The 22,242-nt window shown below is 63.0% G+C and carries 19 protein-coding genes and 2 tRNA genes; all 21 read right to left on the reverse strand.

The genetic code is table 11. The features are described 5' to 3' along the window. Positions 1-353: 353 nt before the first annotated feature. Entirely contained in the window at positions 354-2,000 is a 1,647-nt protein-coding gene (locus ACMAUO_RS13010; RefSeq protein ID WP_420357419.1) for a ribonuclease J, read from the reverse strand. Positions 2,001-2,266: 266 nt separating this feature from the next. Beyond that, complete coding sequence (locus ACMAUO_RS13015) at positions 2,267-3,052, reverse strand: biotin--[acetyl-CoA-carboxylase] ligase (RefSeq protein ID WP_420357420.1); 786 nt, start codon at positions 3,050-3,052, stop codon at positions 2,267-2,269. Beyond that, positions 3,049-4,473 (reverse strand): NADH-quinone oxidoreductase subunit NuoN, encoded by a 1,425-nt coding sequence (gene nuoN / locus ACMAUO_RS13020; RefSeq protein ID WP_420357421.1) that lies wholly within the window; start codon positions 4,471-4,473, stop codon positions 3,049-3,051. Before nuoN ends, ACMAUO_RS13015 begins: the two co-directional genes overlap by 4 nt. A gap of 23 nt (positions 4,474-4,496) precedes the next feature. Next, positions 4,497-6,437, reverse strand: a complete 1,941-nt coding sequence (gene nuoL, locus ACMAUO_RS13025) for an NADH-quinone oxidoreductase subunit L (RefSeq protein ID WP_420357422.1) — start codon at positions 6,435-6,437, stop codon at positions 4,497-4,499. Between the two features lie 7 nt (positions 6,438-6,444). Next, positions 6,445-6,768 carry an NADH-quinone oxidoreductase subunit NuoK gene (nuoK, locus tag ACMAUO_RS13030; RefSeq protein ID WP_012227311.1) on the reverse strand — a complete coding sequence of 108 codons (324 nt, stop codon included), beginning with the start codon at positions 6,766-6,768 and terminating at the stop codon, positions 6,445-6,447. Beyond that, complete coding sequence (locus ACMAUO_RS13035; RefSeq protein ID WP_420357423.1) at positions 6,765-7,544, reverse strand: NADH-quinone oxidoreductase subunit J; 780 nt, start codon at positions 7,542-7,544, stop codon at positions 6,765-6,767. The genes nuoK and ACMAUO_RS13035 overlap by 4 nt, the downstream gene beginning before the upstream one ends. A 60-nt stretch (positions 7,545-7,604) precedes the next feature. Then, positions 7,605-8,093, reverse strand: a complete 489-nt coding sequence (gene nuoI / locus ACMAUO_RS13040; protein ID WP_420357424.1) for an NADH-quinone oxidoreductase subunit NuoI — start codon at positions 8,091-8,093, stop codon at positions 7,605-7,607. After that, positions 8,093-9,118 carry an NADH-quinone oxidoreductase subunit NuoH gene (gene nuoH, locus ACMAUO_RS13045; protein ID WP_182949730.1) on the reverse strand — a complete coding sequence of 342 codons (1,026 nt, stop codon included), beginning with the start codon at positions 9,116-9,118 and terminating at the stop codon, positions 8,093-8,095. The genes nuoI and nuoH overlap by 1 nt, the downstream gene beginning before the upstream one ends. A gap of 6 nt (positions 9,119-9,124) precedes the next feature. Next, positions 9,125-11,191, reverse strand: coding sequence for an NADH-quinone oxidoreductase subunit NuoG (gene nuoG, locus ACMAUO_RS13050; protein WP_420357425.1), 2,067 nt, complete (start codon positions 11,189-11,191; stop codon positions 9,125-9,127). Between the two features lie 5 nt (positions 11,192-11,196). Then, on the reverse strand, positions 11,197-12,522 hold the full coding sequence (gene nuoF / locus ACMAUO_RS13055) for an NADH-quinone oxidoreductase subunit NuoF (protein WP_420357426.1): 1,326 nt from the start codon (positions 12,520-12,522) through the stop codon (positions 11,197-11,199). A gap of 15 nt (positions 12,523-12,537) precedes the next feature. Next, positions 12,538-13,176, reverse strand: coding sequence for a complex I 24 kDa subunit family protein (locus tag ACMAUO_RS13060; protein ID WP_420357427.1), 639 nt, complete (start codon positions 13,174-13,176; stop codon positions 12,538-12,540). Positions 13,177-13,181: 5 nt separating this feature from the next. After that, the gene (locus ACMAUO_RS13065; RefSeq protein WP_420357428.1) at positions 13,182-14,432 is read right to left on the reverse strand and encodes an NADH-quinone oxidoreductase subunit D; all 1,251 of its coding nucleotides are present in this window, start codon (positions 14,430-14,432) and stop codon (positions 13,182-13,184) included. A 46-nt stretch (positions 14,433-14,478) separates the two neighbouring features. Next, the gene (locus ACMAUO_RS13070) at positions 14,479-15,144 is read right to left on the reverse strand and encodes an NADH-quinone oxidoreductase subunit C (protein ID WP_420357429.1); all 666 of its coding nucleotides are present in this window, start codon (positions 15,142-15,144) and stop codon (positions 14,479-14,481) included. Then, the gene (locus ACMAUO_RS13075) at positions 15,137-15,712 is read right to left on the reverse strand and encodes a NuoB/complex I 20 kDa subunit family protein (protein WP_420357430.1); all 576 of its coding nucleotides are present in this window, start codon (positions 15,710-15,712) and stop codon (positions 15,137-15,139) included. The genes ACMAUO_RS13070 and ACMAUO_RS13075 overlap by 8 nt, the downstream gene beginning before the upstream one ends. A gap of 36 nt (positions 15,713-15,748) precedes the next feature. Continuing rightward, positions 15,749-16,114, reverse strand: a complete 366-nt coding sequence (locus ACMAUO_RS13080) for an NADH-quinone oxidoreductase subunit A (RefSeq protein WP_420357431.1) — start codon at positions 16,112-16,114, stop codon at positions 15,749-15,751. Positions 16,115-16,400: 286 nt separating this feature from the next. Beyond that, positions 16,401-16,477 (reverse strand) — tRNA-Asp (locus ACMAUO_RS13085). Between the two features lie 112 nt (positions 16,478-16,589). Beyond that, positions 16,590-16,664: transfer RNA gene (locus ACMAUO_RS13090), tRNA-Val, on the reverse strand. A 75-nt stretch (positions 16,665-16,739) separates the two neighbouring features. Next, positions 16,740-17,024 (reverse strand): HU family DNA-binding protein, encoded by a 285-nt coding sequence (locus ACMAUO_RS13095; protein WP_114727215.1) that lies wholly within the window; start codon positions 17,022-17,024, stop codon positions 16,740-16,742. Positions 17,025-17,195: 171 nt separating this feature from the next. Next, positions 17,196-19,577, reverse strand: coding sequence for an endopeptidase La (gene lon, locus ACMAUO_RS13100; protein WP_420358263.1), 2,382 nt, complete (start codon positions 19,575-19,577; stop codon positions 17,196-17,198). A gap of 357 nt (positions 19,578-19,934) precedes the next feature. Continuing rightward, a complete protein-coding gene (gene clpX, locus ACMAUO_RS13105) occupies positions 19,935-21,194 on the reverse strand; it encodes an ATP-dependent Clp protease ATP-binding subunit ClpX (RefSeq protein WP_114727217.1) in 1,260 nt (419 codons plus the stop codon). Between the two features lie 209 nt (positions 21,195-21,403). Beyond that, positions 21,404-22,042: an ATP-dependent Clp protease proteolytic subunit gene (locus tag ACMAUO_RS13110; RefSeq protein ID WP_420357432.1), complete on the reverse strand. Its 639-nt coding sequence runs from the start codon at positions 22,040-22,042 to the stop codon at positions 21,404-21,406. Positions 22,043-22,242: the final 200 nt, after the last annotated feature.

The raw sequence follows: 22,242 nt of genomic DNA on the forward strand, positions 1-22,242 counted from the left end.
ACGCCAGAATCCGCGCCGCCGCCATGTCCGGCAACGCAGCCTGCACGCACACCCAACTGTGAAGGGCCAAGACCGCCCGGACCCGTTCAACAAGCGCGTGAGGCAGGTGACAGGCCGAGTCAGGACTCATACAGTGCGGCCACCCAATCCGGAGGAACGCCGGGTTTAGGGAAAAAACGTCCAGGGCCGGCAGGAAGGGCGACGCGCACCTTTCTGCCGCAACCCTCGTGAAGAACGCGATGTCCCGGATCTGAAGCCTTTCCGCGTGCAGATCCGTGGCAACATCGAATCAACCGACAATGCGATAGCCACCTGATCTCTGAAATTCGCAAGCGAATTCCAGAGGCACAGCATCAGACCCGCAGCAGATGGACGTCGACCAGCGGCCGCTTCTGCAATTTCCGCCCCAATGCCCGGCGCAGCGCCGTCTTCGCCGCCTCGCGGAAGGTATTGTCGTCCCGCCTCAGTTCGTCGGGTATCTCGTCCAGCGCGTTGCCGAACTCTTCCGTCAGGCGAGCGGTCTCCGAATCCTCGGGGTCCAGCAGCCCTGGCGCACTCACCTTCGGATCGCCGATCAGGTAGCCTTCGTCATCCACCGCGAAGCTGCCCATCACGATGCCGTTGAACAGCATGCGCCGGCGCGCCGCCAGCACACCGCCATTCATCGGCAGCAGACGGCCGCCGTCCAGCACCAGCCGGCCGGTCGGCGCAGTGTCCACCACCTCGACCGTGCCCGGCGCAAGGTTCAGGATGTCGCCATCCTCCAGCAGGATCGGCAGAACACCCTTTTCCCGCGCAATAGCGGCATTGGCCGTCAGATGCCGCCACTCGCCATGCACCGGTACCGCAAAGCGCGGCCGCACCAGATCGAATAGGCGCCGCACATCGCCGCCCGTGGCATGGCCGGACACATGCACCAGATGGTCGCGGTCGGTCAGCACCCGCACCCCGCGACGGGTCAGGTTGTCCTGCACCTGCATCACCGCCTGCTCGTTCCCGGGAATCATGCGGCTGCTGTAAATGACCGTATCTCCCTGGCCCAGCGAGATATTCGGGTGGCTGTCGCTGGCAATGCGCGAAAGGGCCGAACGCGGCTCGCCCTGGCTGCCGGTGATGATCATCACCACTTCATCGTCCGGCAGCGAATTGGCTTCCTGCTCGGAGAGGAAGGGCGGCACATCGGCCAGATAGCCGCATTCCCGTGCCGACACGTCCAGATTGCGCAGCGAACGGCCGACGATCACCACCGACCGGCCGGCCGCCTGCGCCGCCTTGGCAATGGTCTCGATGCGGGCCACGTTGCTGGCGAAGCAGGTCACGGCGATGCGCCCGCTCAGCGAGGCGATCAGGTCGGTCATGCTCCGCCGCACGTCGGATTCCGACGCCGACGGCCCCTGCGTCATCACATTGGTGCTATCACAGACCATGGCCAGCACGCCCTCGTCGCCCAGGGCCTCGAAGGCCGCGACATCGGTGGGCGGACCCACCATCGGCTGGGGGTCGAATTTCCAGTCGCCGGTATGCACCACGATGCCATGCGGCGTGCGCAGCACCACCGCCTGGGCCTCGGGCACCGAATGCGTCACCGGGATAAAGCGCAGGTCGAACGGCCCGACATTGAAGGCACCGCCGGGGGCGATGACATGGATCTTCACCTGCTGGGTCAGATGCGCCTCGCCCAGCTTGCGGCGCAGCACCGAGGCGGCAAAGGGCGTAGCGTAGATCGGGCAGCCCAGACGCGGCCACAGATGGGCAACCGCCCCCAGATGGTCTTCATGTGCGTGGGTAATGACCAACCCCGCCAGATCCGCCTTGCGGTCGACGATAAAGACCGGATCCGGCATCAGGATCTCGGCCTCGGGCGTGTCGTTGCCGGAAAAGCCGATGCCACAATCGATGGCAAGCCAGGTAGAACCCAGCCGGTAGAGATTCAGATTCATGCCGATCTCGCCCGTTCCGCCCAGAGGCAGAAAGGCTAGACCATCATTGGTGTCGTTCATAACCTATCCTTTTGTACCAACACGAATCATGACGGGAAAACAGTCCCTTCATGGGAATATGCATATCGGGATGGCCCGCACGGCCCGCGAGGGGCCTGCCGGCATCTCTCCCATTGCGGACAGCAATTCTGTCCATCAGACTCCAACGCCCCCTTGGGGGCAATCCCGCCGCGTCGGGCCGCGCTGTCCCTCCAATCGGAGCCCGAAACATCCGTTCCCGCTCGACGATCAGCGACCTTATGCGACCCTAAAACCCTGACCGGCCGTCAGGTTCCCGCGCACCCGGACGCCCCGGCGGCGTCGCGGTCCAGCAGCAGGATCTCGCCGGTCGAAATCCGTTTCAGCCCATCGGCGCAGCGCAGCAGGAGCATCCCCTGCTCATCCACACCGACAAACGAGCCTTCTACCTGCCCGCTTTCGCCGCGCACTACAAGTCTGGTGCCTGGAGGGTGCGCACGCTCCAGCCATGCCGCGCGTAGCGAACCGAACCCATTCGCGCGCCACGCCGCCTGCCAGCGATCCAATTCGGCACAAATCGCGCGGGCTACGGTCTCAGAGTCCGGCACGCTTCCGTAATCGGCGACGCAGGCAAGGGCCCGTCCGGCAATCGAGGGCACAGCCCGCAGATTGGCCCCGAACCCGATAACCAGCCACCGCCCCGTAGCGTCGCTCCCGCTCTCGATCAGGATACCGGCGGTCTTGCGGCCGGCCAGCAGCAGATCATTGGGCCATTTCAACCGCAACAGCGCCGGGTCGTGAACCCAGGGCAGGATTGCCCCATGAAAGGCCAGTCCGGCGACGAATGGCCACAGCCCGACCGCACCATCCGCCTCCGTAGGTCGCAGCAGAACCGAGAAGGCCAGATTGCCGCCAGGGTCCTGCCAGTCCCGGCCCCGGCTGCCCCGGCCACTGGTCTGGCGCCGGGCCATGATCGCCAGACCGGCCTCAGCCCCCAGCCCAGCCTGCTCGATACAGCGATCGGAAGTCGAACCCAGTTCATCATGGATCTCGAGGCGCCAGGCTGTCGCACCGGGCACCGGCCCCACCGTCACCTGAACAGAGCCTGGGCCGCCGCCTGAGCCGCTGTCGAAACCGGCCCCAGCACGACCAGGAACCCGACAGTCGCAACCCCCATCCCGACCGAAACGAAGGACAGTGACAGGGGGCGCCGGTCAAGCGGCGCCGCCGCCTCGTCGAAGAACATCACCTTGATGATACGCACATAATAATAGGCACCGATCACGCTGCTGATGACACCGACCGCCGCCAGGCCGAACAGGTGGGCATTGATCGCGGCATAGAACACCATCAGCTTGCCGAAAAAGCCGGCCAGCGGCGGTGCGCCCGCCATGCTGAACATGAAGATCGCCATCGCGGTGGCCAGCCCCGGATCGGTGCGACCCAGCCCGGCCAGATCGGCAATGCCCGTCACCGCGCGCCCCTTGCGACGCATGGCGATGATCACGGCGAAGGCCCCGACATTCATCAACAGATAGGTGGTGAGATAAACCAGCGTGCCGCGGATGCCCTCTTCGGTGCCGGCCGACAGGCCCATCAGCGCATAACCCATATGGCCGATCGAGGAATAGGCCATCAGCCGCTTGATATCGGTCTGCGGAATGGCGGCCAATGACCCGAACACCATCGAGACGATCGAAATGGCTTCGATCAGGATCTGCCACTGCGGCGCGACATGGCCGAACGGCCCCGCCATAACCCGCAGCAACAGCGCGAAGGCCGCAATCTTCGGCGCACCCGCCATGAAGGCGGTTACCGGTGTCGGTGCGCCCTGATAGACGTCAGGCGTCCACATGTGGAACGGCACCGCCGACAGCTTGAAGGTCAGGCCAGCCAGCATGAACACGATGCCGATCATCAACCCCATCGGCACGGCCGAGGTCGCACTGAGCGCCGTCTGGATGGCCCCATATTCCATGGTGCCGGCAAAGCCATAGACCAGCGCCGAACCATAGAGCAGCAGTCCCGAAGCCAGCGAGCCGAGCACGAAATATTTCAGCCCCGCCTCGGCGCCCCGCACATCATCCCGCGCAAAGGCGCAGAGAATGTATATGGCCAGTGACGACAGTTCCAACCCGATGAACAGCGTCATCAGATTGCCCGATGACGCCATCATCATCGTGCCAAGGGTCGAGAACAGCAGCAGGACCGGGAATTCGAACCGCTCCACCTTCAGTTCCCGCGCATAGCCGACCGTCAGCATCGTTGCCAACGCCCCGCCGGCCAGGCTGAGGATTTTCATGAAACGGGCAAAGCTGTCATTGACGAAGATGTGGTTATAGCCGGTCCCGTCCGGCGACATCACGACCAGGAACGCGGTCAGGACGAAAGCGCCGATCGTCAGCATGGAACAGGACAGAAAGGGCTGCCCCTTCTTCTGCACCACCCCGAAGACGAGGATCGCAAGGCCACAGAGCGCCAGGACGATTTCCGGCAGAGCAAGTGTCCAGTTCATCGGTTCAAACCCGTTCCCGGAGATCAATGGAAGACCAGCAGGGTGGAGACGAGCACCACCAGGCCGATCAGCATCGTGAAGGCATAAATCGCAATCGAACCGGTCTGGGTCCGTACCGCCTGTGCGGCCGTACCCGCCGTTACCCGGGCCAGACCGTGGGGGATGCCCTCGATCACCCCCTCGTCCGCGCCTTTCCACAGCAGGTTGGCCAGCGCGCGATACGGCCGGACGAACAGATGGTCATACAGTTCGTCGAAATACCATTTGTTCAGCAGGAACAGGTAGATCGGCCGCAGGCTGGTCGCGAACGACGCCGGAATGGTCGGGCTGGCCACATAGCAGAGATAGGCGACCAGAATACCCAGCACACCGGCAAAGGTCGGCACCAGCGCGATCAGTTCCGGCGTCTGCTCCAGCGTCGCGATGATGGTGTTGCCCGGCGCGTTGACGATCGCTCCGTTCCAGAAGGCCGCCTGACCCTCCCCGACATAGTACGGCGCCAGCAACAGGCCGGCCAGCACCGCGCCGACCCCCAGCAGGACAAGCGGCAGCGTCATCCAGGCCGGACTCTCATGCGCGCCCTCATGCAGATGCGCATCGCGCGGCGTACCGTGAAAGACCAGGAAGATCAGGCGCCAGCTATACAGCGCGGTAATGAAGGCGGTGACACAACCCAGCGTCCAGCCATAGAAGCCAAGGCTGCTATGGGCCATCCACGTGGCTTCCAGTATCGCATCCTTCGACCAGTAGCCGGCGAAGGGGAAGATACCGGCCAGAGCCAGGCTGCCCACCCACATCGCGCCATAGGTCAGCGGGATCTTCTTCCACAATCCACCCATGCGGAACATGTTCTGCTCATCATGCACGGCATGGATCACGGAGCCCGCGCCGAGGAACAGCAGCGCCTTGAAGAAGGCATGCGTCGTCAGATGAAACATCGACGCCTGATAGGCCCCGGCCCCGACGGCCATGAACATGTAGCCAAGCTGCGAACAGGTCGAGTAGGCGATCGTGCGCTTGATGTCCGGCTGCACCAGCCCGACCGTGGCGGCAAAGAAGCAGGTCGTCGCGCCAATAAAGAGGATGAACGCCTTGGTGTCGGGCGCGAATTCCACCAGCGGCGACATGCGCGCCATCAGGAACACGCCGGCGGTCACCATGGTCGCGGCATGGATCAGCGCGGAAACCGGCGTCGGGCCTTCCATCGCATCCGGTAGCCAGGTATGCAGGAAAAGCTGCGCTGACTTACCCATCGCGCCGATGAACAGCAGCAGACAGATCGTCTCGTAGATCCGATGCGTGCCGAACAGCGTATAGGTATCGTCGCCATGCGCCGGCACCAACGCGAAGATATTATCGTAAGTCACCGAACCGAACTCGACGAACAGCAGCGCGATACCAACCATGAAGAACAGATCAGCCACACGATTGACCACAAAGGCCTTGATCGCGGCGGCGCAGGCACTCGGGCGGTCATACCAGTAGCCGATCAGCAGATAGCTGGCCAAACCAACACCTTCCCAGCCAAAGAAGAGCTGGATCAGGTCGTTGGACGTGACCAACATCAGCATCGCGAAAGTAAAGAGCGAGAGATACGAGAAGAACCGATAGGTCGGGATCGTCTCATGCCCCATGTAGCCGATGCTGTATATGTGCACGAGAGCCGAGACCGCCGTGACCATGGCGACCATCGACAGCGAAAGCGTGTCCAGCCGCAGCGTCCAGGCTGCATGGAAGCTGCCGGCGCGGATCCAGTCCGCCAGTTGCACCACGACCGGCATGCCACCGGCATGCATGGCAGTGAACAACGCCCCGCTGCCGCACAGAGCCGCAATCACCATGATGGACGTGGTCAGCGCTTTGGCCGGTCCATCGCCCATCATCCGCCCGAACAGACCCGCCACCATGCAGGCGAAGAGGGGCGCGAGGACTGCGATCTCGAAAAGGGTAGATGCCGTTTGCATGGCCCGCTCAGCCCTTCATCATGGTGATGTCTTCGACCTCGATCGACCCGCGATTGCGGAAATAGACCGTCACGATCGCCAGACCGATGGCGGATTCCGCCGCCGCGATGGTCAGGACGAACAGGGTGAAGACCTGCCCGGACAGATCGCCGAGCGCAGAGGAAAATGCGACGAAATTCAAATTCGCCGACAGCAGGATCAGTTCGATCGACATCAGGATGATGATGACGTTCTTGCGGTTCAGGAAAATGCCGAACACACCCAGAACCAGCAGGATGGCACTGACCGTCAGATAGGGCCCGATGCCGATGCTTCCCAGTCCGCCGGTCATTGCGCCAGCCCTCCATGATTGTCGGCGCCGTGCCCATCCTTCGGGGCCCCATCCTTCGGGGCCTCTTCGGCCGGCTTGCCCAAGGGCACCGGCTCGGCCGTCACCCCGTACGATCCCGGAACCGACGCGATGTAGTAAGAATGTTCCGGCCGGCGGAAACCGCCATTCGCGGTCACCCCCTGCCCCAGCGGCACGGTCATCATGGCCAGCGTATCCGCCACCGTGCGTTCATGCTGCCGATCGATGTTCTGCCGACGCCCCATCGGCCGTTCGCGCAGCGTCAGCACGATGGCGCCGATCATCGCGACCAGCAGCACCAGGCCGCAGGATTCGAACAGGAAGACGTAATGCGTATACAGCACGTCACCCAAGGCGGCGGTATTGGTCCGACCAGGTGCGGCCACCACATGCGGGACCGAGGCGATATCCTGCGCCACCTGCCAGTGGCTGAACGCCAGCGCCAGTTCCGCCAGCAACACCAGCCCTACCGCCGCGCCAAAGGGCGCATAACGCTGCAATCCCTCGCGCATCTGCGCGAAGCGGACATCGAGCATCATCACGACGAACAGGAACAGCACCGCAACGGCGCCGACATACACGATGACCAGGATCATCGCGAGAAATTCGGCCCCCGCGACCAGGAACAGACCCGCAGCATTGAAAAAGGCCAGGATCAGGAACAGTACGGAGTGAACGGGATTGCGCGCGCTGACCACCATTCCGGCCGACAGGACCAGTACCGTCGCGAACACGTAGAAGACGATTTGGGTCATCATCGGTGACCTTCCTGCCGCATGGCTCTTTTCTCCCGCTGCCTCACTGGCTCGGCCTTTCCCTCAACGATAGGGCGCATCGAGTTCCAGCCGTCGTGCCAGGACACTTTCCCAGCGGTCGCCGTTGGCGAGCAGCTTGTCCTTGTTGTACATGAGTTCCTCGCGCGTCTCGGTCGCGAACTCGTAGTTCGGCCCCTCGACGATTGCATCGACCGGGCAGGCTTCCTCACACAGGCCGCAATAGATGCATTTCGTCATGTCGATGTCGTAGCGCGTGGTGCGCCGCGACCCGTCATCGCGCGGTTCGGATTCGATCGTGATCGCCTCCGCCGGGCAGGTCGCCTCGCACAGCTTGCAGGCAATGCAGCGTTCCTCGCCGTTCGGATAGCGGCGTAGCGCGTGCTCCCCCCGGAAACGCGGAGACAACGGCCCCTTTTCAAAGGGATAGTTGATCGTCACCTTGGGTTTGAAAAAGGCCCGCAGCGTCGCTCCCATGCCAGCCACCAGTTCGGCCAGCAGGAAGGAACGGACCGTTCGGTCAAGAGTGCCCATCAGCTCGCTCCTCCCTGGGGCAACAGCCCGGTAGCCAGCAGAAAGCCCGCCGTCAGCACCATCCACACCAGCGAGAGCGGGAGGAACACTTTCCATCCCAGGCGCATCAGCTGGTCGTAACGGTAGCGCGGGAATGTCGCGCGCACCCAGATGAAGACGAACAGGCAGAACAGGATTTTCGCGATCAGCCATAGCGGCCCCGGTATCCAGGTAAAGGGCGCAATCCCGATCGGCGGCAGCCAGCCACCGAGGAACAGGATGCTGACCATCCCCGACATCAGGAACATGTTGGCATATTCGCCCAGGAAGAAGAGGCCGAAGGCCAGCGCCGAATATTCGACGAAGAAGCCGGCCACCAGTTCACTCTCGCCCTCGGGCAGATCGAACGGCGCGCGATTGGTTTCCGCCAGCGCCGAGATGAAGAAGATGATGAACATCGGAAACATCGGCAGGCAGAACCAGACATGGCGCTGCGCCAGCACGATGTCGTTCAGGTTCAGGCTGCCCACCGCCAGCAGCACCGACACGATCACCAGCCCGATCGAAACTTCGTAGGACACCATCTGCGCCGCAGCGCGGAGACCGCCGAGAAAGGCGTATTTCGAATTCGACGCCCAACCCGCGATCAGCACGCCATAGACACCCAGCGACGAGATCGCGAGCAGGTAGAGAACGCCGACATTGATGTTCGCGATCGCCCAGCCGTCATTGGTCGGGATGACCGCCCAGGCGGTCATGGCCAGCGAGAAGGTCAGGAACGGCGCGAACAGGAACAGGAAACGGTTGGCCCCTGACGGGATCACGGTTTCCTTGGTGATCATCTTGATCGCGTCGGCAAAGGCCTGCAGCACGCCGAACGGGCCGTTGACGTTCGGCCCCTTGCGAAGCTGCATCGCCGCCATGACCTTGCGTTCGGCCAGCGTCAGATAGGCCACGCCCAGCAGAAGCGGCACCAGAACGGCCAGGGCCTCGAGAACCGTCAGGATCACCTGGCCGATCATTGTGTGCAGAAAGAAATGCGCCACGTCGCCTTACTCCGCCGCCACGGTCCGGGGATGGACATAGATCCGCGAACACTCACCCATCGTCGGGCTGGCCCGGCAGATCGGATCCGTCTGATAATAATCGTCGAAGACCGGGCGGAACGGCACCGGCGACACCGCACCGGCACCCGCCGGTCCCGGCAGCGCCGACACGTCCACCGCATCCAGCCCGCCGATCACCCGGAAGACCGGATTGACCGTCGCCAGTCGCTCGCGCAGCACCTCCACCGTGTCATAAGGCAGCGTGTGCCCCACGACCTCGGAGAAGGCGCGCAGGATGCGCCAGTCCTCGCGCGCATCGCCGGGCGGCATAACCGCCCGGAACGACCGCTGGACCCGCCCCTCGGTATTCACATAAGTCCCTGATTTCTCGGCATAGGTCGCGCCGGGCAGGATCACATCCGCCCGCGCCGCCGCCGCGTCGCCATGATGACCCTGATAGATGACGAACGTCTCCGGCCCGATCTGCGCCGTATGGAACTCGTCCGCCCCCAGCAGCCACAGCACGTCGACGCCGCCGCTCATCATCCCGGCGGCGCTGCGTCCGCCCTTACCCGGCACCAGTCCCAGATCCAGCCCGGCAACCCGGCTGGCCGCATTATGCAGCACGTTGAAACCGTTCCAGCCGGCCCCGATCGCGCCCGTCTCGGCCGCCAGCGCCCAGGCCGATGCCAGGATCGCCCGCGCATCGGGCCGCGTCAGCGCGCCATGCCCGACAATGATCATCGGCTTCTTCGCCGCCTTCAGCACCTCGGCAAAAGGATGCGTGCCATCACGTAGCGCGGCCAGCACCTCCGGCCCCTCGCCCAGCACGTCCGCCTTGTAGGTCGGATCGGCCGTCGGCGCGCCGATCAGCCCGATCGGGAAACCGCCCCGGCCCGCCGCCAGAAACCGCTTGCGGATACGCGCATTCAGCACCGGCGCTTCCTGGCGCGGGATCGACCCCACGATCAGCAGCGCATCGGCCTCCTCGATCCCGGCAATGGTGGTGCCGAAGGTATAGTAGGCCCGATGCGACAGATCATAATCCGCGCCATCCTGGCGGCAGTCGATATTGGGCGAGCCCAGCGCCGTCATCAGGTCCTTCAGCGCCAGCATGCTCTCGGCATCGCACAGATCGCCGGCAATCGCGCCGATCCGATCGCCCGCAACGCCGTCCAGCCGCTTGCCGATCGCCACAAACGCATCCTGCCAGGATACCGCCTGTAACTTGCCATGCACCCGTACCCAGGGCCGGTCCAACCGCCGATGCTTCAATCCGTCGACCGAGAAGCGCCCCTTGTCGGCCAGCCATTCCTCGTTCACCGCGTCATTGACCCGCGGCACCGCCCGCAGCACCGCGCTGCCGCGCACATGCAGGCTGATATTGGCGCCGACCGCATCGCTGACATCGATCGAATCCGTCCGCTTCAGTTCCCACGGCCGGGCGGTAAAAGCATAGGGCTTGGAGGTCAGGGCACCCACCGGGCAGATATCGATCAGATTGCCCGACAGTTCGGAAGTCAGCGCCTTCTCGACGTAATTGGTGACTTCCATGTTCTCGCCGCGCGACACGGCACCCAGTTCGGGCACGCCCGCAATCTCGGTCGCGAAACGGATGCAGCGCGTGCACTGGATGCAGCGCGTCATCACGGTCTTGACCAGCGGGCCGAGATATTTGTCCTTCACCGCGCGCTTGGCTTCCTGGTAGCGCGAGTGATCGGCGCCATAGCCGAACGCCTGATCCTGCAGATCGCATTCGCCGCCCTGGTCGCAGATCGGGCAGTCCAGCGGATGGTTGATCAGCAGGAATTCCATCACCGCCCGCCGCGCCTTGCGCACGATCTCGGTGTCGGTCAGGATTTCCATCCCTTCCCCCACCGGAAAGCCGCAGGACGCCACCGGCTTGGGCGCCCGCACCACCTGCACCAGGCACATGCGGCAGTTGCCCGCGACCGACAGACGCTCATGGAAACAGAAGCGCGGAATTTCCTTGCCGGCCGCCTCGCACGCCTGCAGCGCGCTAGACCCGTTGGGAACGTCGACCACGATCCCGTCGACGGTTACTTTCACCATCGTCCTTACTCCGCCGCCACAGGAATACCGAGCGGCACCTGCGTAATCCGCCCACCGCCATGGGCCGCCTTGTAGGCCGCGATCCGCTCTTCCATCACCGGGCGGAAATGCCGGATCAGCCCCTGGATCGGCCACGCGGCCGCATCACCCAGGGCGCAGATCGTGTGACCCTCGACCTGGCGCGTCACCTGTTCGAGCATGTCGATTTCCTCGATTTCCGCCCGCCCCTCGACCATCCGGTTCATGACCCGCATCATCCAGCCGGTGCCCTCGCGGCACGGCGTGCACTGGCCGCAGCTCTCATGCTTGAAGAATTGCGAGAAACGGGCGATCGCCTTGATGATGTCGGTCGATTTGTCCATCACGATCATGCAGGCAGTGCCCAGGCCCGAACGCTCGGCGCGCAGGCTGTCGTAATCCATCAGCACCGTCTCGCAGATCGACGCCGGCAGTACCGGTACCGAACACCCGCCAGGGATCACCGCCAGCAGATTGTCCCAGCCGCCGCGCACCCCACCACCATGCCGCTCAATAATGTCCTTCAGCGGCACGCCCAGCTCTTCCTCGAACACGCAGGGCGTGTTCACATGACCCGAAATGGCCATCAGCTTGGTGCCCGCATTGTTCGGCCGCCCCAGCGCCGAGAACCACGAGGCCCCGCGCCGCAGGATGGTGGACGACACCGCGATGCTCTCGACATTGTTGACCGTCGTCGGGCAGCCATACAGGCCCATCGCCGCCGGAAAGGGCGGCTTCATGCGCGGCTGCCCCTTCTTGCCTTCCAGGCTTTCCAGCAGCGCGGTTTCCTCGCCGCAGATATAGGCGCCAGCGCCGCGATGAATGTAGAAATCGAAATCCCAGCCCGACCCGGCGGCATTCTTGCCGATCAGCCCGGCGGCATAGGCCTCGTCGATCGCGATCTGCAGATGGCGCGCCTCGTTGAAAAACTCGCCGCGAATATAGATATAAGCCGCATGTGCCCCCATCGCGAAGGACGCGATCAGCGCGCTCTCGATCAGCTTGTGCGGCTCATGCCGCAGGATCTCGCGATCCTTGCAGGTCCCCGGTTCGGATTCGTCGCCATTGATGACCAGGTAATGCGGGCGGCCATCCGATTTCTTGGGCATGAACGACCATTTGACCCCGGTCGGAAAGCCCGCTCCGCCCCGGCCACGCAGGCCGGAGCCCTTCATCTCGTTGACGATAGCATCGCGCCCGCGCGCCAGGATCTCGGCCGTGCCGTCCCAGTCGCCGCGCTGGCGGGCCCCGGCCAGCCGCCAGTCATTCTGGCCATACAGGTTGGTGAAGATCCGGTCTTTATCCTGAAGCATCGCCGTCTCTCCCGCTCAGCCCTGTTTCGCCGGACTGTCGACCAATGTCTTGCGCCCACCGGCCGGCGCCGAACTCACCCGGTCGATCGTCGGCCCGGGCGTCGGGCGTTCGCCGCGACGCAGCGCCTCGATCAGTTCGATCGTGCGCGGCCCGTCCAGATCCTCGTAGAAATCGTCATCGACCTGCAGGATCGGCGCATTGGAGCAGGCGCCCAGGCATTCGACCTCGGTCAGGGTGAACAGCCCGTCGGCGCTCGACTGGCCAAAGCCCGCGATCCCGGTCGCCTTCTTGCAGGCCGCAACCACATCATCCGAGCCACGCAGCCAGCACGAGGTCGTGGTGCAGACCTGAAGATGATACCGCCCGATCGGCTTGGTATTGAACATCAGGTAGAAGGTCGCCACCTCGTAGACACGGATCGGCGCAACCTCCAGCCGGCGTGCGATCTCGTCCATCGCCACGCGCGGCACCCAGGCGCTTCCGGTCTGCCGACCCATCTGCTTCTGCACCACATACAGAAGCGGAAGCGTGCCGCTGGCCTTACGCTCGGGCGGATATTTGGCCAGGATCGCCGCGATCTGCTCTTCGCTCTCGGCATCGAAGGCGAAGCTGTCGGGCTGTTCGATCTGGTCGATGGGGGAATGAGCGGACATCTCTGTCACCTGTCTATCTCGCCGAACACCAGGTCCAGCGACCCGATGATCGCGACCGCGTCCGCCAGCATGTGGCGGCGCGACATCTCGTCGATCGCCTGCAGATGGGCGAAGCCAGTGGGCCGGATCTTGCACCGGTAGGGCCGATTGCTGCCGTCCGCGACCAGATAGACCCCGAATTCGCCCTTGGGGCTTTCAACCGTGGTATAGGTCGCCCCCGGCGGCACATGGTACCCTTCGGTGAACAGCTTGAAATGATGGATCAGCGCCTCCATCGAGCGCTTCATTTCTCGCCGCGGCGGCGGCGTAATCTTGTGATCCTGGACCTTCACCGGCCCCGGCTTGATCTGCGCCAGGCACTGCTCAACGATCTTCACGCTCTCGCGCATCTCGGCCACGCGCACCAGATAGCGGTCATAGCAATCGCCCTGGCGGGTGACGGGGATATTGAACGTCACCTTGTCGTAATTGTCGTAAGGCTGCGCGCGGCGCAGATCCCACGGCACGCCCGACGCCCGCAGGCACGGCCCGCTGAACCCCCAGGCCAGCGCCTGCTCGGTGGTGAACACGCCGATCCCGACCGTCCGCTGCTTCCAGATCCGGTTATTGGTCAGCAGCGTTTCCAGATCGTCGATCCAGCGCGGGAATTCCCGCGCCCATTCCGCGATCCGCTCTTCCAGCCCCGCCGGCAGGTCGCGCGCCACGCCACCCGGACGGAAATAATTGGCATGGAAACGCGCGCCCGACGCCGCCTCGTAGAATTCGATCAGCTTCTCGCGCTCTTCATACCCCCACAGTGCCGGGGTCAGCGCGCCGCAATCCAGCCCGAACGAGGTCAGATTCAGGATATGGTTCAGGATGCGCGTCATTTCCGCGAACATCACGCGAATCCATTTCGCGCGGTCGGGCGCCTCGATTCCCAGCAGCTTTTCCGTCGCCAGCGCGAAGGCCTGCTCCTCGCACATCGGCGAGACATAATCGAGCCGGTCGAAATACGGCAGCGCCTTGGGATAGGTCTTGTATTCGATCAGCTTCTCGGTGCCGCGATGCAGCAGCCCGATATGCGGAATGGCGCGGGCAACGACCTCGCCCTCCATTTCCAGCACCAGACGTAGCACACCATGGGCCGACGGATGCTGGGGGCCGAAATTCAGGGCGTGGGAATCGATCTCCACGGTCCGGGTCTCGGCCTTGATGGCCGCGTCCTCGGACAGCAGCTCTTCGGGAATATCCTCGTGAAGGACAATCTCGCTCATCGTCCGCTCTCCCTCACCTTGCGCGCCCTATGTCTGGATTGTCCCGTCATCGCGGCAACTTCAGCCCCTGGCGGGATTCATGCGCCTTCTCGTCGCCCGGCAGGGTCAGAATGCCCTCCCACGGCGATTCGAAATCGAAATTGCGGAAATCCTGCGTCAGCTTCACTGGCTCGTAGACCACCTGACGGCGATCCTCATCGTACCGCATCTCGACATAGCCGGTCAGCGGGAAATCCTTGCGCAGCGGATGCCCCTCGAACCCGTAATCGGTCAGAATGCGACGCAGATCCGACTGCCCCGAGAACAGGACCCCGAACATGTCGTAGCACTCGCGCTCCCACCATGTGGCGCAGGGCCACAGGTGATGGACCGATGCCACCGGATTGCTCTCATCCGTCGTGACGATGACACGAATCCGATGGTTATGTGTCACCGACAACAAATTATAGACGACTTCGAATCGTTCCGTCCGCGCCGGATAATCGACGCCGCACAGATCCATCAGTTGCTCGCAAGCATAGCGCGGATCATCGCGCAGCAAGGCCATCAGTCCGAGCAATCGGCCACGACTGGTCCGCACGACCAGTTCACCAGCCTCGATCGCGGCGGAATGGATACCCGGCACGCTCGTCGACAGCGCGAAGGCCAGAGCCCCCAACGCGCCACGCGACTGAGCCTGCTGGGTCGTCAGTTCGGTGCCCGGTTCAGCCACGGAGAATCGTCCCTGTCCTGCGGATTTTCTTCTGGAGTTGCAGAATGCCGTAGATCAGCGCCTCAGCCGTCGGCGGACAGCCGGGAACGTACACATCCACCGGCACGATCCGGTCGCATCCACGCACCACGGAATAGGAATAATGATAATAGCCGCCGCCATTGGCGCAGGACCCCATCGAGATCACCCAGCGCGGCTCGGCCATCTGGTCGTAAACGCGACGCAAGGCCGGCGCCATCTTGTTGGTCAGGGTCCCCGCCACGATCATCACATCGGACTGGCGCGGCGAACCGCGTGGGATGATGCCCATCCGGTCCAGGTCATAGCGCGGCATATAGGCGTGAATCATCTCCACAGCACAGCATGCCAGCCCGAAGGACATCGGCCACAGGCTACCGGTGCGGCCCCAGTTGACCAACTTGTCGAGGTTGGCGACGACGAACCCCTTTTCGGTGATTTCGCCGGTAATACCTTTTATGACGGCATCCTGCTCCGGTCCCGGGGGCAGCATGTCCCGGTTCCAGGCTATTGCGCCCTGCCCGTCACCTGTCGCATCAGCGGTATTCATGCCTCGTCTCCTCCCCTCACTCGATCTCGGTGATCCTCAATCCCAATCCAGCGCGCCCTTGCACCATTCATAGATGAACCCCACCGTCAGAATGCCCAGGAACCCCATCATCGACAGAAAGCCGAACAGGCCGATCCGCGACAGGCTGACCGCCCAGGGGAAAAGAAAGGCGACTTCAAGGTCAAAGATGATGAACAGGATCGCCACCAGATAGAACCGGACATCGAAACGATGCCTCGCATCGTCGAATGCCTCGAACCCGCATTCATAGGCCGAGACCTTCTCGGCATAGGGCTTCTGATGACCGAAGAGCAGGGAGCTTCCCAGCATCGCGCCGGCAATCACGACCGCCAGAACAGCGAAGATCAGAACTGGAAAATAATCCGCGAGAACGGACGTCATGGCGCGTCTCCCTGACTGATGGCCCGCTTGCTACGGGCGTCATGACGAACAGGGCGTCGTCATGGTCAGGAGGTTAGACCCATCGTCCGGACGCGACCAGACCGCGACCCGCCATCGGGGGATGAACATTCCCGTGATGATGAATACGCTACGCGGATATGCGCGTTAGGGACGACTTGTCTTTTCCCGCCCCAAAATATTGGAAGCGAAGCCCGATCCGATTATTGAGGAGACGCACCTTTAACAGGTGCCATACGGTCGATCATTATTAAACATGAAACGACCATGGCGCGAGTGACGGGGCTCGAACCCGCGACCTCCGGCGTGACAGGCCGGCGCTCTAACCAACTGAGCTACACCCGCGAAGGCGTGAGGCGGTGTTTAACCATGCCCCCGGGAAGCGTCAACCGGACGATGATCATTTTGTCCGGTATCCTGACGAGGCAGGATAGGCTGCCGGCACCGGGCCGGCAGATGGTGGGCGATGACGGGATCGAACCGCCGACCCTCTCGGTGTAAACGAGACGCTCTACCGCTGAGCTAATCGCCCGTCAGACAGGGCTGGCCCATCAGGACCAACCAGGGCAGGTGGACGAACCACCTGCCCGGTCGTATCAGCGCGTGATCAGTTCACGGCTTCCTTCAGGTTCTTGCCCGGCTTGAAGCGAACCGAGGTCGAAGCCGCGATGTCCATTTCCATGCCCGTGCGGGGATTGCGGCCCTTGGCCGCCTTGCGCGTCGCCGTGACGAAGGTCCCGAAGCCCACCAGGCGGACTTCCTGCTTCTTCGCCAGGGCCTTCTCGATCGCGTTCAACACGGCGTCGACCACTTCGCCGGCCTTCGCCTTCGGCAGATCCGCATCATCGGCCACAGCGGCGACGAGTTCCTGCTTGTTAAGTGGCTTCTCCATTTTACGCCTTTCTTTCTCTGTGCACGCGCCGGAACCGAGCTATCGCCAACGCCGCATTGGCCCGCACTATGCAGCCGTTTTTTGCTGCGTCAACCGAGCACACGGCCCGGATCAGCCGAAAGTCCGGCCAAACCGGGGGGTTGGTGCCATTTTGACACAATCAACAGGGTTTCAATGCGGCAGGGACGCAGCAGCCATTCCCGCGGCAGGGGCCGGTTTGGCAACCGCGTCTTCCGACTCCTGGCTCCATTCGATCGGCTCGGGGCGCCGAATCAGCGCCTGGCCGATCACGTCATCGACATGGGAGACGGGGATAACGCGCAGCCCCTTCTTCACCGTCTCGGGAATATCGACCAGATCCTTCTCGTTGTCCTTGGGGATGAAAACCGTCTTGATCCCCGCCCGATGGGCCGCCAGCAGCTTTTCCTTCAGCCCTCCGATCGCCAGGACACGGCCACGCAGCGTGATCTCACCAGTCATCGCCACGTCGCGTCGCACCGGAATGCCCGTCAGCACGCTGACCAGGGAAGTCGCCATCGCAATGCCGGCCGACGGCCCGTCCTTCGGAGTCGCCCCCTCGGGCACGTGAACGTGCAGGTCGCGCTTCTCGAACAGGGTTGGCTTGATGCCAAACGTCACCGCACGGCTGCGGACGTAAGACAGCGCCGCCGCGACGCTTTCCTGCATCACATCACCCAGCTTGCCGGTGTGCTTGATCACGCCCTTGCCCGGCACCATCACACTCTCGATGGTCAGGATCTCGCCGCCGACCTCGGTCCAGGCCAGCCCGGTCACCACGCCGACCATGTCCTCGGCCTCGGTCTCGCCATAGCGGAACCGCTTCACGCCCGCATATTTTTCAAGGTTCTTGCGGGTAATCGCCACCTTCTTGGCCTTGCCGGTCACGATTTCGCGCACTGCCTTGCGGGCCAGGGTCGCAATCTCGCGCTCCAGGTTCCGCACGCCGGCCTCACGGGTGTAGCTACGCACCAGCTCGCGCAGCGCGTCATCGCTGACCGACCACTCGTCCGGCTTCAGGCTATGGGCCTCGCCCTGCTTGCTCAGCAGGTGGCGCTTGGCGATCTCCACCTTCTCGTCCTCGGTATAGCCGGACAGGCGGATGATCTCCATGCGGTCCAGCAGCGGCTGGGGCATGTTCAGGCTGTTCGCGGTGGTGACGAACATCACATCCGACAGGTCGTAATCGACCTCCAGATAATGATCGGCGAAAGTGCTGTTCTGCTCCGGATCCAGGACCTCCAGCAGGGCCGAAGACGGATCGCCACGCCAGTCGGCGCCCAGCTTGTCGATTTCGTCCAGCAGGAACAGGGGGTTGGAAGATTTCGCCTTCTTCATCCCCTGGATGATCTTGCCAGGCATCGAGCCGATATAGGTCCGCCGGTGACCACGAATCTCGGCCTCGTCGCGCACGCCGCCCAACGACATGCGCACGTAATGGCGCCCCGTCGCCTTGGCGATCGACCGCGCCAGCGAGGTCTTGCCCACGCCAGGCGGCCCGACCAGGCAGAGAATCGGCCCCTTGACCTTCTGCGACCGGCTCTGGACCGCCAGATATTCCAGAATCCGCTCCTTGACCTTCTCGAGGCCATAATGATCGGTATCGAGCACCTTCTCGGCCTCGGCCAGATCACCGCGCACTTTCGACCGCTTCTTCCACGGCAGGCTCAGGATCCAGTCCAGATAATTGCGCACCACCGTCGATTCGGCCGACATCGGACTCATGGCACGCAGCTTCTTCAGCTCGCCCAAGGCCTTGTCGCGGGCCTCCTTGGGCAGACGGGCCTTGGCGATCTTCTCTTCCAGTTCGACGGTTTCGTCCCGGCCTTCCTCGCCCTCGCCCAGTTCCTTCTGGATCGCCTTCAGCTGCTCGTTCAGGTAGTACTCGCGCTGCGTCTTCTCCATCTGCCGCTTGACGCGGTTGCGGATGCGCTTTTCCACCTGCAGGACGCCGATCTCGGCCTCCATATGCGCAAACACGCGCTCCAGCCGGGCGTTGACGCCAGGGATCTCCAGGATCTCCTGCTTCTCGGCAATCTTCAGGTTCAGATGGCTGGCAATGGTGTCGGCCAGCTTCGACAGATCCTCGATCTGGTTCAGCGAAACCAGCACTTCGGGGGCGATCTTCTTGTTCAGCTTGATATATTGCTCAAACTGCGAGACCACGGTGCGCCCCAGCGCCTCGCCCTCGTTATCTGCGGCAGGCTCCTCGGCAACGGCCGTGATCTCAGCCTCGAAATGTCCGTCGATATCATGCAGCGCGGTGATCCGTGCCCGGCGCATGCCCTCCACGAGCACCTTCACGGTGCCGTCGGGCAGCTTCAGCAATTGCAGGATCGTCGACACTGTGCCGTAGCGATAGATATCGTCGGCCGACGGATCGTCCTGCGAGGCGTTCTTCTGCGCGACCAGCAGGATCTGCTTGTCATGCTTCGTAACCGCTTCCAGCGCCCGAACCGACTTCTCGCGCCCGACGAACAGCGGCACGATCATATGCGGGAAGACGACGATGTCGCGCAGTGGCAGCACCGCCATCGTCTCGGAATCGGAGAGTTCGGCCCCTTCCACGTCAGAATCCGACGCAGACACAGGCACGGGCAGATCGTGGCTCTCGACGGGAGCGGGCTCGCCGCTCTCGGAGCGATCGGAATCGGGTCGGTTGGGTTTGGGCATGTCGTGTGACCTCCTGAAGGACGATCGCGGGCGGGCGCCCAATCGCGGCGCGCACCGCCCGGTGTCTCGCTAACGCGATGACGGATAACATCATGTCGTCATTCGGGGCCGCCACGGCAAGGCCCCGGACGACGGGAAGAAACCGGGGCCGCCCGCATGGGGCTCACTCCCCGATGCAGGACAGAAATCCCAGAGAAAAAGGCCAGCAATAACAGCCGATCAGGCCGACTGCTCCGCAGGCTTTTCCTTGCCATAGACATAGACCGGGCTGGTCTTGTTCTCGGCGACCTCCTTGTTGATCACCACTTCTTCCACGTTCTCCAACCCGGGCAGGTCGAACATGGTGGACAGCAGGATGCTCTCCATGATCGCACGCAGGCCACGCGCACCAGTGCGCCGTGCGATCGCCCGCAGCGCCACCTGCTTCAGCGCATCCTCGGTGAAGGTCAGCTTGACCCCTTCCATCTGGAACAGGCGGGCATATTGCTTCACCAGCGCGTTCTTCGGCTTGGTCAGGATCTCGATCAGCGCCGCCTCGTCGAGGTCCTCCAGCGTCGCCACCACCGGCAGACGGCCGATGAATTCGGGGATCAGGCCGAATTTCAGCAGATCCTCAGGCTCGACATCACGCAGGATCGCACCCGTGCGCCGCTCGTCGGGCGACTGGACATCCGCTCCGAAGCCAATGCCCGAACCCTTGCCGCGCGCGCCGATGATCTTGTCCAGCCCGGCAAAGGCACCACCGCAGATGAACAGCATGTTGGTGGTGTCCACCTGCAGGAATTCCTGCTGCGGATGCTTGCGCCCACCCTGGGGCGGAACCGAGGCCACCGTCCCTTCCATGATCTTCAGCAGCGCCTGCTGCACGCCCTCGCCGCTGACATCGCGCGTGATCGATGGATTATCGGATTTGCGCGAAATCTTGTCGATTTCGTCGATATAGACGATGCCCCGCTGCGCCCGCTCGACATTATAATCGGCGGCCTGAAGCAGCTTGAGAATGATGTTCTCGACATCCTCGCCCACATAGCCGGCCTCGGTCAGCGTGGTCGCATCGGCCATGGTGAACGGCACGTCGAGAATCCGCGCCAGCGTCTGGGCCAGCAGCGTCTTGCCCGATCCAGTCGGCCCGACCAGCAGGATGTTCGACTTCGCAATCTCGACGTCGTTGTTCTTCTGGCTGTGGGCCAGACGCTTGTAATGGTTATGGACCGCGACCGACAGAACCTTCTTCGCGTGGAACTGCCCGATCACGTAATCGTCCAGAACCTTGCAGATCTCCTTGGGAGTCGGCACGCCATCGCGCGACTTCACCAGATGCGTCTTGTGCTCTTCACGGATGATATCCATGCAAAGTTCGACGCATTCGTCACAGATGAAGACAGTCGGACCAGCGATCAGCTTCCGGACCTCATGCTGCGACTTGCCGCAGAACGAGCAATATAACGTGTTCTTGGAATCGCTGGACTTGTTATTCATAACCGCTCCTCCCCCCGGAATGCCAAGCCACGCGGTGCCCGGACCAGGGTCGAAAATCTTGACTCAGGACAGGACTTCCATCAAGCCCACCCAAGCCGGCGGGTTGCGCCGAAGATAAATAAAGCGCACCCACCCCTTATGCCCAAAATCTGAAACCCAGGAATTTCAGGTCACGGACATTAAATAAATCAATACTTTAATGCCCAGCCTCAACTTTTGGCCGCAACCGTCGATGCGTGGTTGCGCACCACCTCATCCACGATGCCGAAGGCCAGCGCCTCATCGGCCGACATATAGCTGTCGCGCTCCAGCTTGCGTTCGATCTCCTCGAGCGACTGGCCGGTATGGGTTTCATAGATCTCGTTCAGGCGCTGGCGAATCGTCAGGATCTCACGCGCCTGGATTTCGATGTCGCTGGCCTGCCCCTGCGCCCCGCCGGAAGGCTGATGCACCATGACCCGTGCATTCGGCAGGGCGAAACGCCGCCCCTTCTCGCCACCCGCCAGCAGCAGCGACCCCATCGAGGCCGCCTGGCCGATGCACACCGTGCTCACCGGGCTGCGGATGTACTGCATGGTGTCGTAGATGGCCAGACCAGCCGACACCACGCCGCCCGGGCTGTTGATGTAGAACGAGATCTCCTTGGTCGGATTCACGCTCTCAAGATACAGGAGCTGCGCCGACACCAGGGCAGACACCTGATCATAGACCGGCCCGGTCAGGAAGATGATCCGTTCCTGCAACAGGCGGGAATAGATGTCGAAAGCCCGCTCCCCGCGTGAGGTCTGTTCGACCACCATGGGCACTAGGGCGTTGCTGAAGATCTCCACGGGATCCCGATCCCTCATAGTCTCATTCCCGTTCCTGAAGACGCGAAGACCCGACTCACCTCCCCCGAAGGCCGCCGGGGCGTTCCTCGGGGAGGGTGGCCGGGTCGTTCCCCGGTTACCTCCAACAAGATAGAGATAAACCGTCCGGATACCACCCCACCGCCATCATTTCGCGGCGATAAAAGCGATGGGGCACCGATGGCGGGAGGCCAGATCGA

It is taken from the genome of Gluconacetobacter brunescens (genome assembly GCF_048695475.1).
Classification (GTDB): domain Bacteria; phylum Pseudomonadota; class Alphaproteobacteria; order Acetobacterales; family Acetobacteraceae; genus Gluconacetobacter.

Excerpts from the sequence above, each read along its gene's own strand:
- ACMAUO_RS13010 (WP_420357419.1), bottom strand. The coding sequence starts at position 2,000 with ATGAACGACACCAATGATGGTCTAGCCTTTCTGCCTCTGGGCGGAACG.
- nuoN (WP_420357421.1), bottom strand. The coding sequence starts at position 4,473 with ATGAACTGGACACTTGCTCTGCCGGAAATCGTCCTGGCGCTCTGTGGC.
- nuoL (WP_420357422.1), bottom strand. The coding sequence starts at position 6,437 with ATGCAAACGGCATCTACCCTTTTCGAGATCGCAGTCCTCGCGCCCCTC.
- nuoK (WP_012227311.1), bottom strand. The coding sequence starts at position 6,768 with ATGACCGGCGGACTGGGAAGCATCGGCATCGGGCCCTATCTGACGGTC.
- ACMAUO_RS13035 (WP_420357423.1), bottom strand. The coding sequence starts at position 7,544 with ATGATGACCCAAATCGTCTTCTACGTGTTCGCGACGGTACTGGTCCTG.
- nuoI (WP_420357424.1), bottom strand. The coding sequence starts at position 8,093 with ATGGGCACTCTTGACCGAACGGTCCGTTCCTTCCTGCTGGCCGAACTG.
- nuoG (WP_420357425.1), bottom strand. The coding sequence starts at position 11,191 with ATGGTGAAAGTAACCGTCGACGGGATCGTGGTCGACGTTCCCAACGGG.
- nuoF (WP_420357426.1), bottom strand. The coding sequence starts at position 12,522 with ATGCTTCAGGATAAAGACCGGATCTTCACCAACCTGTATGGCCAGAAT.
- ACMAUO_RS13060 (WP_420357427.1), bottom strand. The coding sequence starts at position 13,176 with ATGTCCGCTCATTCCCCCATCGACCAGATCGAACAGCCCGACAGCTTC.
- ACMAUO_RS13065 (WP_420357428.1), bottom strand. The coding sequence starts at position 14,432 with ATGAGCGAGATTGTCCTTCACGAGGATATTCCCGAAGAGCTGCTGTCC.
- ACMAUO_RS13075 (WP_420357430.1), bottom strand. The coding sequence starts at position 15,712 with ATGAATACCGCTGATGCGACAGGTGACGGGCAGGGCGCAATAGCCTGG.
- ACMAUO_RS13080 (WP_420357431.1), bottom strand. The coding sequence starts at position 16,114 with ATGACGTCCGTTCTCGCGGATTATTTTCCAGTTCTGATCTTCGCTGTT.
- ACMAUO_RS13095 (WP_114727215.1), bottom strand. The coding sequence starts at position 17,024 with ATGGAGAAGCCACTTAACAAGCAGGAACTCGTCGCCGCTGTGGCCGAT.
- lon (WP_420358263.1), bottom strand. The coding sequence starts at position 19,577 with ATGGCGGTGCTGCCACTGCGCGACATCGTCGTCTTCCCGCATATGATC.
- clpX (WP_114727217.1), bottom strand. The coding sequence starts at position 21,194 with ATGAATAACAAGTCCAGCGATTCCAAGAACACGTTATATTGCTCGTTC.
- ACMAUO_RS13110 (WP_420357432.1), bottom strand. The coding sequence starts at position 22,042 with ATGAGGGATCGGGATCCCGTGGAGATCTTCAGCAACGCCCTAGTGCCC.